The organism is Lichenicoccus roseus, from assembly GCF_005844085.1.
In the GTDB taxonomy this organism is placed as follows: Bacteria; Pseudomonadota; Alphaproteobacteria; order Acetobacterales; family Acetobacteraceae; genus Lichenicoccus; species Lichenicoccus roseus.
In genome coordinates this window covers 447,248-459,378 of record NZ_VCDI01000002.1, presented here as the reverse complement: position 1 = coordinate 459,378, position 12,131 = coordinate 447,248, and the positions used below count along the sequence as shown (strand labels likewise).

At 69.8% G+C, this 12,131-nt stretch carries 14 protein-coding genes; 10 read left to right on the top strand and 4 right to left on the bottom strand.

Annotated features, from left to right (window positions below):
• Positions 1-7 precede the first annotated feature (7 nt).
• Positions 8-1,051 (bottom strand): cobalamin biosynthesis protein CobW, encoded by a 1,044-nt coding sequence (cobW, locus tag FE263_RS07480; protein ID WP_138325329.1) that lies wholly within the window; start codon positions 1,049-1,051, stop codon positions 8-10.
• Positions 1,048-1,434 carry a DUF1636 family protein gene (locus FE263_RS07475; RefSeq protein ID WP_138325328.1) on the bottom strand — a complete coding sequence of 129 codons (387 nt, stop codon included), beginning with the start codon at positions 1,432-1,434 and terminating at the stop codon, positions 1,048-1,050. Before FE263_RS07475 ends, cobW begins: the two co-directional genes overlap by 4 nt.
• A gap of 85 nt (positions 1,435-1,519) precedes the next feature.
• On the opposite strand from FE263_RS07475, the gene cobU reads away from it, so the two are divergent.
• The 3 genes from cobU to FE263_RS07460 are packed head-to-tail and all read left to right on the top strand — an operon-like array spanning position 1,520 to position 4,133.
• Positions 1,520-2,059, top strand: a complete 540-nt coding sequence (cobU, locus tag FE263_RS07470) for a bifunctional adenosylcobinamide kinase/adenosylcobinamide-phosphate guanylyltransferase (protein WP_138325327.1) — start codon at positions 1,520-1,522, stop codon at positions 2,057-2,059.
• A complete protein-coding gene (cobO, locus tag FE263_RS07465) occupies positions 2,056-2,670 on the top strand; it encodes a cob(I)yrinic acid a,c-diamide adenosyltransferase (RefSeq protein ID WP_138325326.1) in 615 nt (204 codons plus the stop codon). The genes cobU and cobO overlap by 4 nt, the downstream gene beginning before the upstream one ends.
• Positions 2,671-2,681: 11 nt before the next feature.
• A complete protein-coding gene (locus FE263_RS07460) occupies positions 2,682-4,133 on the top strand; it encodes a cobyric acid synthase (protein ID WP_138325699.1) in 1,452 nt (483 codons plus the stop codon).
• On the opposite strand, the gene FE263_RS07455 is transcribed toward FE263_RS07460, so the two are convergent.
• Positions 4,118-4,582 carry a hypothetical protein gene (locus FE263_RS07455; RefSeq protein ID WP_138325325.1) on the bottom strand — a complete coding sequence of 155 codons (465 nt, stop codon included), beginning with the start codon at positions 4,580-4,582 and terminating at the stop codon, positions 4,118-4,120. The two genes, FE263_RS07460 and FE263_RS07455, sit on opposite strands and share 16 nt — an antisense overlap.
• Before the next feature lie 100 nt (positions 4,583-4,682).
• Between FE263_RS07455 and FE263_RS07450 the strand changes: the two genes are divergently transcribed.
• The 3 genes from FE263_RS07450 to FE263_RS07440 are packed head-to-tail and all read left to right on the top strand — an operon-like array spanning position 4,683 to position 6,666.
• The gene (locus tag FE263_RS07450; protein WP_138325324.1) at positions 4,683-5,732 is read left to right on the top strand and encodes an SPL family radical SAM protein; all 1,050 of its coding nucleotides are present in this window, start codon (positions 4,683-4,685) and stop codon (positions 5,730-5,732) included.
• A gap of 34 nt (positions 5,733-5,766) precedes the next feature.
• Positions 5,767-6,243: an MOSC domain-containing protein gene (locus tag FE263_RS07445; RefSeq protein WP_240759154.1), complete on the top strand. Its 477-nt coding sequence runs from the start codon at positions 5,767-5,769 to the stop codon at positions 6,241-6,243.
• A gap of 48 nt (positions 6,244-6,291) precedes the next feature.
• On the top strand, positions 6,292-6,666 hold the full coding sequence (locus tag FE263_RS07440) for a hypothetical protein (protein WP_138325322.1): 375 nt from the start codon (positions 6,292-6,294) through the stop codon (positions 6,664-6,666).
• A gap of 22 nt (positions 6,667-6,688) precedes the next feature.
• Here FE263_RS07440 and serB read toward each other — a convergent pair whose 3' ends face one another.
• Positions 6,689-7,582, bottom strand: a complete 894-nt coding sequence (gene serB / locus FE263_RS07435; protein WP_138325321.1) for a phosphoserine phosphatase SerB — start codon at positions 7,580-7,582, stop codon at positions 6,689-6,691.
• Between the two features lie 27 nt (positions 7,583-7,609).
• Between serB and miaA the strand changes: the two genes are divergently transcribed.
• The 4 genes from miaA to ilvC all read left to right on the top strand — a co-directional run bounded on the left by miaA (position 7,610) and on the right by ilvC (position 12,124).
• Positions 7,610-8,602 (top strand): tRNA (adenosine(37)-N6)-dimethylallyltransferase MiaA, encoded by a 993-nt coding sequence (gene miaA / locus FE263_RS07430; protein WP_138325320.1) that lies wholly within the window; start codon positions 7,610-7,612, stop codon positions 8,600-8,602.
• A 99-nt stretch (positions 8,603-8,701) separates the two neighbouring features.
• Positions 8,702-10,540 (top strand): acetolactate synthase 3 large subunit, encoded by a 1,839-nt coding sequence (locus FE263_RS07425; RefSeq protein WP_138325319.1) that lies wholly within the window; start codon positions 8,702-8,704, stop codon positions 10,538-10,540.
• Between the two features lie 4 nt (positions 10,541-10,544).
• On the top strand, positions 10,545-11,060 hold the full coding sequence (ilvN, locus tag FE263_RS07420) for an acetolactate synthase small subunit (RefSeq protein ID WP_138325318.1): 516 nt from the start codon (positions 10,545-10,547) through the stop codon (positions 11,058-11,060).
• Positions 11,061-11,104: 44 nt separating this feature from the next.
• Positions 11,105-12,124 (top strand): ketol-acid reductoisomerase, encoded by a 1,020-nt coding sequence (ilvC, locus tag FE263_RS07415; protein WP_138325317.1) that lies wholly within the window; start codon positions 11,105-11,107, stop codon positions 12,122-12,124.
• Positions 12,125-12,131: the final 7 nt, after the last annotated feature.

The following is a 12,131-nucleotide window of genomic DNA, read 5'->3' as shown; positions in this document are numbered from 1 at the left end:
CCCGGCCTCAGGCCGGCTGCAGCGCCGCCGCCGCGACGGTGCGTTCGATGGCGGCGCGGTCCAGGCCACGGAGGCCGATCACCACGATATGTCCGTCGCGCGGTTCGCCCGGCGCGAAGCCGCGGTCGTACTGCTGGCGGAACCGGGTGCCGACCCCCTGCACCGCCAGCCGCCGCGGCTTGCCGCGCACCGCGGCGAAACCTTTCATGCGCAGGATGTCGTGCTCGGCCGCTACCTCGGCCAGCACCGCGACCAGATGCTCCGGTGTCTCGACTTCGCCCAGCGTCACCACCAAGCTTTCGAAATCGTCGTGCTCGTGGTCGGCGTCGAGATCGTGGTGCGATGGCCGGCCGTCGAGATCGTCCTGTGCCGATGCCCCCAGGCCGAGCAGGATGGCGGGATCGAGCCGACCCTCGCGGGCGCGCAGGATCTTCACCGCGCGCGGGATGGCGGCGGCGATGTCACGCTCCAGCACGGCGCAGGCGGCATCGTCCAGCAGATCGGTCTTGTTCAGCACCACGAGATCCGCCGACAGCAGCTGGTCCTCGTAGACCTCGGCGAGCGGGTTGTCGTGGTCGAGCGACGGGTCCTCGGCGCGCTGCCGGGCCACCGCCTCCGGATCGTCGGCAAAGCGACCGGCTGCCACCGCCGGCGCGTCCACCACGGTGATGACGCCGTCGACCGTCATGCGGGTGCGGATGCTCGGCCAGTTGAACGCGCGCAGCAGCGGCTTCGGCAACGCCAGCCCGGAGGTCTCGATCACCACGTGCCCGGGTGGATCGGCGCGGTCGAGCAGCTTCTCCATCGTCGGCAGGAAATCGTCGGCGACGGTGCAGCACAGGCAGCCATTGGCCAGCTCGATCACGTCGTCGTCGGTGCAGCCCTCGATCCCGCAACTCCGCAGCGTGTCGCCATCGATGCCGAGCGCTCCGAACTCGTTGACGATCACCGCGATGCGCCGGCCACCCGCATGCTCCAGCACATGGCGCAGCAGGGTGGTTTTCCCGGCGCCGAGGAAGCCGGTGATGATGGTGGCCGAAACCAGGCTCATGCAGTGTTCCCCGAGAGGTCTGGAAGTGCCGGGATGCGCCCGTGCACCATGGTCGCGAGCGAGGCCGGGCGACGGGACGGCATCACCACCCCGGTCGCCGACGCCGCATAGATAGCCGCGTAGTCGAGCAAGTCGGAGGCATTCTCGATCTCGAGGCCGCCGAGCAGGTAGCTCCACTTGCCCGGCATGGCGATCGACGCCGAACAGCCGCCGGCGCAGTTCGACAGGCACTTCGCCTCGAGCACCACGACGGCGCCATCCTCGCGCGCCTGCGCCAGCGCCCGCAGATGGGCATGCAGACGTGCGCCGGGTGCCTGGTCGCCTTCGCGCACCTCGTGGCCGGCCCGGCAGGTGGTGCAGACATGCAGGATCGCCACGTTCATCGTCTGCTCTCCTTCGTGCCTGGATTGGTTGGTGCGGGGAACACAGACTAGGCTTGTGCTCCCAGACCGGTCAAAGCCCCCACCCTTGTCACAGCCTCCCACGCACCCTCCCCACCTTTCCCTCGTTCTCGGCGGCGCGCGCTCCGGCAAGAGCCGCCACGCCGAGGCCATGCTGACGGCAATCCCCGAACCCTGGCTGTATGTCGCCACCGGCGAGGCCTGGGACGACGAGATGCGCGCCCGCATCGAGATCCATCGGTCCCGTCGCGCCAGGGGCTGGCGGACGGTGGAGGCGCCGCTGGCGCTGGCCGAGGCCCTGGCGGATGCGGCGGCGATGCCGGCGCTGGTGGACTGCCTGACGCTCTGGCTCACCAACCTGCTGCTCGGCGAGCATGACGTGCCGGAAGCGGTCGACCGGCTCGAGCAGGCGCTCGCCGCCCGGACCGCGCCCACCGTGCTGGTGGCGAGCGAGGTCGGGCTCGGCATCGTGCCGGAGAATGCCCTGGCGCGGCGGTTCCGCGACGAGGCCGGGCTGCTGCACCAGCGCCTCGCGCGCCTCGCGGACCATGTCGTGCTGGTAGCCGCCGGGTTGCCGCTGGTACTCAAGCAGGAGACCGCTGGATGACGGATGATGCGGACGAGGCAGCCCGCCACCGGGTCAAGATGGAACATCGCAAGGCGGTGCAGGACCGCGAGGTGGCCGGCAAGACGATCGCCTCGCGCGGCCTGCTGATCGTCCATACCGGCCCGGGCAAGGGCAAATCCACTGCCGCCCTTGGGTTGATGCTGCGCATGATCGGGCGCGGGCGGCGCACCGCCATGGTGCAGTTCATCAAGGGGGCGTGGGATACCGGCGAGCGCCGCGTGCTGGAGGGCTTCGGCGAGCTGGTCGAGTGGCACACGATGGGAGAGGGCTTCACCTGGGAAACGCAGGACCGCGACCGCGACGTCGCCGCCTGTGCCCGCGCGTGGGACACCGCCTGCACGCTGCTCGCCCGCGACGACCTCTCCCTGCTGGTGCTCGACGAACTCAACATCGCGCTGCGCTACGGCTATCTCGAACTCGACACCGTGCTGGATGCCCTCGCGGCGCGGCCGCCGATGCTGCATGTCGTGGTCACCGGCCGCAACGCGAAGCCGGCCCTGCTGGAGGCCGCCGACCTGGTCACCGAGATGACCCAGGTGAAGCATCATTTCGCAGCGGGCGTGAAGGCGCAGGAAGGCATCGAGTTTTGAGCCTGGCCCTGATGATCCAGGGCACCGGCTCGTCGGTCGGCAAGTCCACGCTGGTGGCCGGACTTGCGCGGGCGCTTACGAAACGCGGCCTGCGCGTGCTGCCGTTCAAGCCGCAGAACATGTCGAACAACGCGGCGGTGACCTCGGATGGCGGCGAGATCGGCCGTGCTCAGGCGCTGCAGGCGCGGGCCTGCGGCGTGGCGCCGACGGTGGACATGAACCCGGTGCTGCTGAAGCCGCAGAGCGAGGTGGGTGCACAGCTTGTCGTGCTCGGCCGCGTGCAGGGCAACTTCAGGGCACGCGAGTACCAGGCGCACAAGCCGTCGCTGCTGCCGGTGGTGCTGGACAGCTTCGAGCGCCTGCGCGGGGCCGCCGACATCGTGCTGGTGGAGGGCGCCGGCAGCGCTTCGGAGACCAACCTGCGCGCCGGCGACATCGCCAACATGGGTTTTGCCCGCGCGAGCGATACGCCGGTGGTGCTGCTCGGCGACATCGACCGTGGCGGCGTGATCGCCAGCCTGGTCGGCACCCAGGCGGTGCTCGATGCCGACGACGCCGCCTGCATCAGGGGCTTCATCGTCAACCGGATGCGCGGCGATGCGTCGCTGTTCGACGAGGGCATGCGCACCATCGCGCGCCATACCGGCTGGGCAGCCCTCGGCCTGGTGCCGTTCCTGGATGCGGTGCGGGCGCTGCCGGCGGAGGATGCCGCCGACCTGCACGGCACCGCCGCCCATCCGCAACATGGCAGCCTGCTTATCGCGGTGCCGATGCTGCCGGGGATCGCCAACTTCGACGATCTCGACCCTTTGCGCGCCGAGCCCGGCGTGACGCTGGTCATGGTGCCGCCCGGTAAGCCGCTGCCGACGGGTTGCGCGGTGGTGATCCTGCCCGGCTCGAAGGCGACGCTGTCCGACCTTGCCGTGCTGCGGGCGCAGGGCTGGGACATCGACCTGCGCGCGCACCATCGCCAAGGCGGCCGGATCCTCGGACTATGCGGCGGCTACCAGATGCTCGGGCGACGCATCGCCGATCCGGACGGGATCGAGGGGCCGGCGGCGGAGGCGGAGGGGCTGGGCCTGCTGGACATCGAGACCGTGCTGACGCCGCACAAGCGGCTGTCGATGGTCTCGGCGACCCTGGCGGACGGCGAGAGCGTGCAGGGCTACGAGATGCATCTCGGCTTGACCCGGGGACGCGATACCCGGCGCCCCGTGCTGCTGATGCCGGACGGACGGCAGGACGGCGCCATCTCCCCGGATGGACTGGTATCCGGCACCTACCTGCACGGCCTGTTCGCCGCCGACGACGCGAGGCGGGCCTGGCTCGGCCAGCTCGGGCTACCGGCCGCGCCGCGCCGTCACGAGGCCGGGGTCGAGGCGGCGCTGGACGCGCTGGCGGCGCATCTCGAGTCGCATGTCGACATCGACAGGCTGCTCGAGATCGCTCAGAGCCGCCCGTAGGCGCGGCTGGACGGCGACAGCGGCACCAGCGAGTAGCGCAGGTTGTCCTGCGAGAGATCGACACGGCCGTTCGGACCGAGCGGCACCAGCACCCGGTTCGGCAACATTGCGTACGTCGATATCTGGCTGTTCGGCAGGTTGTGCAGATGAAGGATTGCGGGACCGGCGGGACCCTGATCGCGGGTGATCGTCCAGCGATCGCCCCAGATCAGGTTGCGGTCGCCGAGATTGTCGAACGTGGTCTGCGCCTGGATCGCCTGGATGTCGTATTCGCCCTGGGTGTCGCCCGGGTTGCCGTGCAGCACCAGGTCGACGAAGGACGGGCTGATCCCGAAGCCGGTCGGCTGCCGGCCCTGCCAGCTTCCGAACACCGGCCCGGTGGGTTCGCAACCCGCGACCGCGCCGACGAGGGCCAGGATCGAGCAGGTGCGGAGAAACTTCGACTTCATGACGTAATGCCTATCGGCTGACGGTGCGGAACGGCCGCATCCCCCGTCCGGTTCAGGCGACCCCTTGGCGGCCTGTCGTTGCCATACGACATGGGACGCCATGCCCGATTTTCGACCATGGATCCCAAGACGTGTGCTGGTCACACCGGCCGCGCTGCGTTTCGAGCACGGCAGCGCGATGGTGGAGCGGGCGGCGCAGGCCGGGTCCGAGATCGTGCGCCTCGCCTCGGACCGCCTGAGCGGGCTGCCGGACAGCTACCGCGACGCGAAGAGCACGATGGCGGTGGTGGTGGCCTCGCCGAGCCGCCGCCGTCCGCAGCCGATCCCGCCGAGCGCCGACTGGCGGTTCGACCTCGCCGAGGGCTGCCCGGCGCATTGCCAGTACTGCTACCTGGCGGGCTCGCTGGCCGGGCCGCCGATCATACGCGCCTACGCCAACCTGCCGGAGATCCTGGCCGAGCTGCCGCCGTTGCTGGGCCAGGGCACAGTCACCTCGCGCTCGACCGCGCGCGCCGCCGAGGGCACCACATTCGAGTGCTCCTGCTACACCGATCCGCTCGGCATCGAGCACCTGACCGGCAGCCTTTCCGCCTGCATCACCCGGTTCGGCGCATGGGACGCGCCGGTACAGCTGCGCTTCACCACCAAGTTCGATGCCGTGGCGCCGATCCTTGGCCTCGCGCATGGCGGGCGCACGCGGATCCGGTTCTCGCTCAACGCCGCGTCGGCGGAGCGGCTGGAAGGTGGCGCGCCACGCATGGACCGGCGGCTGGCGGCGCTGCGCGCGGTGGCGCAGGCGGGCTATCCGGTCGGGCTGACGATCGCGCCGATCCTGCCGCTGCCGGGCTGGCGGCAGGAATACGACCGGCTGCTTGCTCTGGTGGCGGAGGCGCTGGACGGCGTGCCCGACCCTGCCCTCACCGCCGAGCTGATCACCCACCGCTTCACCGACAAGTCGAAGGCGGTGCTGACCGGCTGGTATCCGGGCAGTCCGCTGCCGATGGACGAGGCCGCCCGCACCCGCAAGCTGACCAAGTTCGGCACCGGCAAGTGGGTGCTGCCGAAGGCCGAGATGAGCGAGATGCGCGGCTTCATGACCGCGGCGCTGCAACGCCGGCTGCCCGAGGCCGCGCTGCTGTACTGGACCTGATCCGCTGCTGAACCCGTCCTCGCCACTGGCGGCCTTGCTCGACGCGCCGGCGAGGCCCGGCGTGGTGCGCTGGATCGGCGTACGCCCGCAACGTCGGCTGCCGCTGGTGGCAGTGCCGGAGGTGGCGCTCGATCCGCAGCTTGGCCTGGACGGCGACCATTATGCCGGCCGTGGCAGCCGCAACCGCCAGGTCACGCTGATCGCCGCCGAGCAGCTGGTCGCGATCGCTTCCTACCTCGGCCTGGATCGCATCGAGCCCGGGCGCCTGCGCCGCAACCTGGTCGTCGCCGGCTTCAACCTGCACGGCCTGAAGGGCCACGCGCTTCGGGTCGGCGACGCGGTGCTGGAAGTTACCGGGGACTGCCACCCCTGCTCGCGCATGGAGGCCGAGTTCGGCCCCGGCGGCTACAATGCGGTGCGCGGCCATGGCGGCGTCACCGCCCGGATCCTCGCCGGCGGCATGGTCCGTCTCGGCGACGCGCTATCGCGCGTAATCCCGATGCGCGCATGATCCCGTCGCATTCGGCAGGCATCGCCTGAGCCGAGCTGGAGAGCGACCATGGACATCCCGGTCATGCCGCACCACGATCAACGCAAGATGTTCCGGGTTCCGGTATCCTGGTCGTCCCGTGCCGTGCTGCATGCCAGCACGCGCGGCGAGGTCGAAACCCCGGGGAAGATGCTGCTCGACCTGTCTGCCAGCAGCCAGCAGGACATCATCGCCTTCCTGCGACGCAACCTGGATGCGACCGTGACAGGCGGCATCCTGCAGCTGGTCTATCTGCCGCCTCTCGACGACCGGGAAGAAAGCCTCGACGGCGCCTCCCGGTGTTTCATGTTCGGCCGTCACGGCGAGGCCCTGGTCCTGGACCAGCTGAAGGCGATGCTGCAGGAGAAAGGCCTGGTGGAGGCCAGGGCCTGGCTGGAGTTCTGAGCCGCAACCCGAACGACGCCGTTCAATCCTCGCGGAAGGCGGAGACCGGGTAGCCCTGCGCGAACAGCAGGGCGCGCAGGTCGGCGTGGTCGATGCGGGTCTCGATCGCGGCCGCCACCACCGGCTTCGCATGGAATGCGACGCCGAGCCCGGCTTCCGCCAGCATGTCGAGATCGTTGGCGCCGTCGCCGACCGCGAGCGTCGCCGAGAGCCGCAGGCCGCGCGCGGCAGCGAGCTCGATCAGCCGGGCGCGCTTGGCACTGCGGCCAAGGATCGGCTCGCCGACCTCGCCGGTCAACGCCCCGTCCGCTTCCAGCAGCGTGTTGGCGTGATGCTCGTCGAAGCCGCAGAGCGCCGCGATGCGCGACGTGAACCAGGTGAAGCCGCCCGACACCAGCGCGCAGCGGGCGTTGTGCGCCCGCATGGTGGCGACCAGCGTGCGGGCGCCGGGGGTAAGCGCGGTCGCTGCCAGCACCCTCTCCATCGCCGCCGTCTCCAGGCCGCGCAGCAGCGCGACGCGCGCACGCAGTGCCTCGGCAAAGTCGATCTCGCCGTTCATGCTGCGCCGGGTGATGGCGGCGACCTGCTCGCCGACCCCGGCATGGGCGGCAAGGTCGTCGAGCGTCTCGGAGGTGACGATGGTGCTGTCCATGTCGGCGACCAGCAGCCCCTTCCGGCGACCGCGGGCGCGGGTGATCAGCACGTCGACCGACTGCCCGGTGAAGGCGGCGCGCAGCACCGCCGGACTGGGCTGGCTGAAGGAGTGCGCCGGACAGGGGATATCCACCGCCTCGCCCGGCGACAGGATGAACGGCTCGCCGCCGCCCACCATCTCGCGCGCCACCCGGATCATCGCCGGGGTCAGCGTGGCAGCCTTGCGGTCTGCGACCAGGGTGAGGATACGGGGGAACGCCATGGTCGGGCGTGTGGCAGGGATGGGTCGGTGAATCAAGCGCACGCGGGGGACGCTCTTGTCGTCGCCGGCCCCACCTGCAGCGGCAAGTCGGCGCTGGCGCTCGCCCTGGCGCGGGAACTCGACGGCATCGTGATCAATGCAGACTCGATGCAGGTCTATCGCGAGCTGCGCGTGCTGACGGCGCGGCCGACCGCAGCCGAGGAGGCGGCCTGTCCGCACCGGCTGTACGGCGTGCGCCCCGCCGCCGAGCCGGGCAGCGTCGCCTGGTGGCGCCACGAGGCGCTGGCGTGCCTGCACGAGGCCTGGTCACTGGGAAAGCTGCCGATCCTGTGCGGCGGCACCGGACTGTATTTCCGCGCCCTCACCGACGGGCTGAGCGCGGTGCCCGATCCTGGCGAGGCGGCCCGCACCGAGGCCCGTGCCCTGCTGGACGAGATTGGGCCCGCCGCCTTGCACGCCCGCCTGTCGGCGCGCGACCCGGACACCGCCTCGCTGCTTCGCCCGTCCGACGGCCAGCGGCTGGCGCGCGCCTGGGAAGTGCTTGCCGGCACCGGGCGCGGCCTGTCGGCGTGGCGCGACAATCCGGGCCTGCCGCCGGCGCCGGCCCGGTTCACCGCCCTGCGGCTGAACCCGGCGCGGGCGGATCTGCGTGCCGCCATCGCTGCGCGCTTCACCTCCATGCTGGCAAACGGGGCGCTCGAGGAGGTGGCGGCGCTGCTGGAACTCGGACTGCCGGAGGAATTGCCAGCGATGCGGGCGCACGGCGTCCCGGAGCTTGCCGGCGTGCTGCGTCGTGGCGATCGACTGGAGGAGGCGAGCCGACGCGCGATCCTCTCGCAAGGCCAGTACACCAAGCGGCAGGCGACCTGGTTCGCGCATCACGATCTCGCCCCGAAAACCCGCACACACATAATCGATCAGCGCATACCTGATATGACGCAATTTTCGGAAAGGCAGTGGCAAGAAATCTTGTCATTTGTTCGAAGCAGCGTTGACGCGCCGCGCCAACCTCGCCCATAACCCCGGCACCGCGCACAACCCGTGCTGCCGTAGCGGCCTTGCCGCTTCGTCAACCGACCAGCGGAGCACGATCTTCCGATCCTGCTCCGGGAGCAGGACATGAACGCAACCACCGACCTCGGGGACCGCCGCCAGCATGCCGGCCAGGACGGCACGGCGGTCTCGACCCCGTCGCTGAACGGTGCCGAGGTGCTGCTCCGTGTCCTGCAGGAGCAGGAGGTCGAGGTGGTGTTCGGCTATCCGGGCGGCGCGGTGCTGCCGATCTATGACGCGCTGTTCAAGCAGAACTCGATCCGCCACATCCTGGTGCGGCACGAGCAGGCCGCGGTGCATGCCGCGGAAGGCTACGCGCGCTCCACCGGCAAGACCGGCGTGGTGCTGGTGACCAGCGGGCCGGGTGCGACCAATGCGGTGACCGGGCTGGTCGACGCGCTGATGGACAGCATCCCGCTGGTGTGCCTGACCGGCCAGGTGCCGACACACATGATCGGCAACGATGCCTTCCAGGAAGCCGACACCACCGGCATCACCCGGCCGGCCACCAAGCACAACTACCTGGTGAAGCGCGCCGGCGACCTCGCCCGTACCGTGCACGAGGCGTTCTACGTGGCGCGCAGCGGCCGGCCCGGTCCGGTGGTGGTGGACCTGCCGAAGGACATCATGGTCGGTCCGGCCAGCTACACGGTGGCCTCGACCGCGCCACACCGTTCGTATCGTCCGATCACCGAGCCGCGCATCGAGGCCATCCGGCAGGCGGTGGCGCTGATCAAGCGCGCGAAGCGGCCGCTGTTCTACACCGGCGGCGGCGTGATCAATGCCGGACCCGCCGCCTCCGAGGCGCTCGGGCGGCTGGTGCGGCTGACCGGCTATCCCTGCACCTCGACCCTGATGGGGCTTGGCGCCTACCCCACCACCGACCCGCAATTCCTCGGCATGCTCGGCATGCACGGCACCTTCGAGGCCAATCTCGCGACGCACGGCTGCGACGTGCTGATCAATCTCGGCGCCCGCTTCGATGACCGCGTGACCGGACGGCTGGATGCGTTCTCGCCGGGTTCCGCCAAGATCCATGTCGATATCGACCCGTCCTCGATCAACAAGATCGTGCCGGTGGATGTCGCCGTTGTGGGCGACGCCGGACGCGCCATCGAGATGATGATCGAGGCCTGGCACGAGGACCGCGCCGAGCCGGACCGCGAGGCGCTGGCCACCTGGTGGCGGCAGATCGAGGCGTGGCGCGGCATCGACAGCCTGCGCTACAGCCAGGACCCGTCGCCGTCCGCCATCATCAAGCCGCAGCATGCCGTGAAGCGGCTGTACGAGCTCGCGCGCGAGACCGGCCGCGACAGCTTCGTCACCACCGAGGTGGGCCAGCACCAGATGTGGGCGGCGCAGTACTACGCCTTCGAGAAGCCGAACCGCTGGATGACGTCGGGCGGCCTCGGCACCATGGGCTACGGCCTGCCGGCGGCGGTCGGCGTGCAGGTGGGGCATCCGGAGGCGCTGGTGATCGACATCGCCGGCGAGGCCAGCACGCTGATGAACATCCAGGAGCTTGGCACCATCTGCCAGTACCGGCTGCCGGTGAAGCTGTTCATCCTGAACAACCGCTACATGGGCATGGTGCGGCAGTGGCAGGAGCTGCTGCACGGGTCACGCTATTCCGAAAGCTACAGCGAGGCGCTGCCGGACTTCGTCAAGCTGGCCGAGAGCTTCCACGGCACCGGGATGCGCGCCACCTGCCTCGGCGAGCTGGACGACACCATCCGTGCGATGCTCGCGCATGACGGCCCGGTGATCGCCGACATCTGCGTCGACGAGGCGGAGAACTGCTTCCCGATGATCCCGTCGGGGGCGGCGCATAACGAGATGATCCTGGGACCGGACCAGAACGAGCAGGCCGCCAGAATCACGGTCGAAGGGATGATGCTGGTATAGGCCGATGGCAAGCACGGACGAGACCGAGATCACCGCCGTCATCTCGGTGCTGGTCGAGAACGAGGCCGGTGCGCTGGCGCGGGTGATCGGGCTGTTTTCCGGCCGCGGCTACAACATCGAGAGCCTGACGGTGGCGCCGGTCGAGGATGGCCGCAACCGCAGCCGCATCAATATCGTGACCTCCGGCACCCCGATGATCATAGAGCAGATCAAGGCCCTGCTGGATCGGCTGGTGCCGGTGCATCGCGTCGCCGATCTCACCAAGGATGGTCCGCACGTCGCCCGCGAGATGGCGCTGATCAAGGTGGTCTCCACCGGCGAGCTGCGTTCCGAGGCGCTGCGCATCGCGGATGCGTTCCGGGCGCGTCCGGTCGACACCACCACAGGCAGCTTCGTGTTCGAGCTGACCGGCGCCACCGACAAGCTCGATGCCTTCATCGAGCTGATGCGCCCGCTCGGACTGGTGGAGATCTCGCGCACCGGCATTGCCGCCATCGCGCGCGGTCCGCATACCATCTGATTTCCAGGCTTCCGACTTCCCCAACAGCAAGAGGAACTGCGCCCATGCGCGTGTACTACGACAGCGACGCCGACGTGAACCTGATCAAGTCCAGGAAGGTCGCGATCGTCGGCTATGGCAGCCAGGGCCACGCGCACGCCAACAACCTCAAGGATAGCGGCGTCACCCAGCTCGTGGTCGCCCTGCGTCCGGGTTCCGCCGGCATCGCCAAGGCCGAGGCCGCCGGCCTCAAGGTGATGAGCCCGTCCGAGGCCGCCGCCTGGGCCGACGTGGTGATGGTGCTCACGCCGGACGAGCTGCAGGGCGATCTCTATGCCGAGCACCTGGCGCCGAACCTCAAGCAGGGTGCCGCGATCGCCTTCGCGCATGGCCTCGCGGTGCATTTCCGCGTCATCGAGCCGCGTCCGGATCTCGACGTGTTCATGATCGCGCCGAAGGGCCCCGGCCACACCGTACGCTCCGAGTACGAGCGCGGCGGCGGCGTGCCCTGCCTGGTGGCGGTGGCGCAGGATCCGTCCGGCAACGCGCTGGAGATCGCGCTGTCGTACGCGAGCGCGATCGGCGGCGGCCGGGCCGGCATCATCGAGACCAGCTTCCGCGAGGAATGCGAGACCGACCTGTTCGGCGAGCAGACGGTGCTGTGCGGCGGCCTGGTCGAGCTGATCCGCGCCGGCTTCGAGGTGCTGGTGGAAGCCGGCTACGCGCCGGAGATGGCGTATTTCGAGTGCCTGCACGAGGTGAAGCTGATCGTCGACCTGATCTACGAGGGCGGCATCGCCAACATGAACTACTCGATCAGCAACACCGCCGAATACGGCGAGTATGTCACCGGCCCGCGCATCGTCACCGCCGAGACCAAGGCGGAGATGAAGCGGGTGCTGCACGACATCCAGAGCGGCACCTTCACCCGCAACTGGCTGCTCGAGAACAAGGTCGGACAGGTTGGCTTCAAGGCGACCCGCGCCCGCGTCAACCAGCACCAGATCGAGGAGGTCGGCGAGAAGCTGCGCGCGATGATGCCCTGGATCGGCAAGAACCGCCTGGTCGACAAGACCCGCAACTAGCCGCCCC

What these genes read in the sequence shown, in the direction of transcription:
- cobW (WP_138325329.1), bottom strand. Translation starts at nt 1,051, where the DNA reads ATGAGCCTGGTTTCGGCCACCATCATCACCGGCTTCCTCGGCGCCGGG.
- FE263_RS07475 (WP_138325328.1), bottom strand. Translation starts at nt 1,434, where the DNA reads ATGAACGTGGCGATCCTGCATGTCTGCACCACCTGCCGGGCCGGCCAC.
- cobO (WP_138325326.1), top strand. Translation starts at nt 2,056, where the DNA reads ATGACGGATGATGCGGACGAGGCAGCCCGCCACCGGGTCAAGATGGAA.
- FE263_RS07460 (WP_138325699.1), top strand. Translation starts at nt 2,682, where the DNA reads ATGATCCAGGGCACCGGCTCGTCGGTCGGCAAGTCCACGCTGGTGGCC.
- FE263_RS07455 (WP_138325325.1), bottom strand. Translation starts at nt 4,582, where the DNA reads ATGAAGTCGAAGTTTCTCCGCACCTGCTCGATCCTGGCCCTCGTCGGC.
- FE263_RS07450 (WP_138325324.1), top strand. Translation starts at nt 4,683, where the DNA reads ATGCCCGATTTTCGACCATGGATCCCAAGACGTGTGCTGGTCACACCG.
- FE263_RS07440 (WP_138325322.1), top strand. Translation starts at nt 6,292, where the DNA reads ATGGACATCCCGGTCATGCCGCACCACGATCAACGCAAGATGTTCCGG.
- serB (WP_138325321.1), bottom strand. Translation starts at nt 7,582, where the DNA reads ATGGCGTTCCCCCGTATCCTCACCCTGGTCGCAGACCGCAAGGCTGCC.
- FE263_RS07425 (WP_138325319.1), top strand. Translation starts at nt 8,702, where the DNA reads ATGAACGCAACCACCGACCTCGGGGACCGCCGCCAGCATGCCGGCCAG.
- ilvN (WP_138325318.1), top strand. Translation starts at nt 10,545, where the DNA reads ATGGCAAGCACGGACGAGACCGAGATCACCGCCGTCATCTCGGTGCTG.
- ilvC (WP_138325317.1), top strand. Translation starts at nt 11,105, where the DNA reads ATGCGCGTGTACTACGACAGCGACGCCGACGTGAACCTGATCAAGTCC.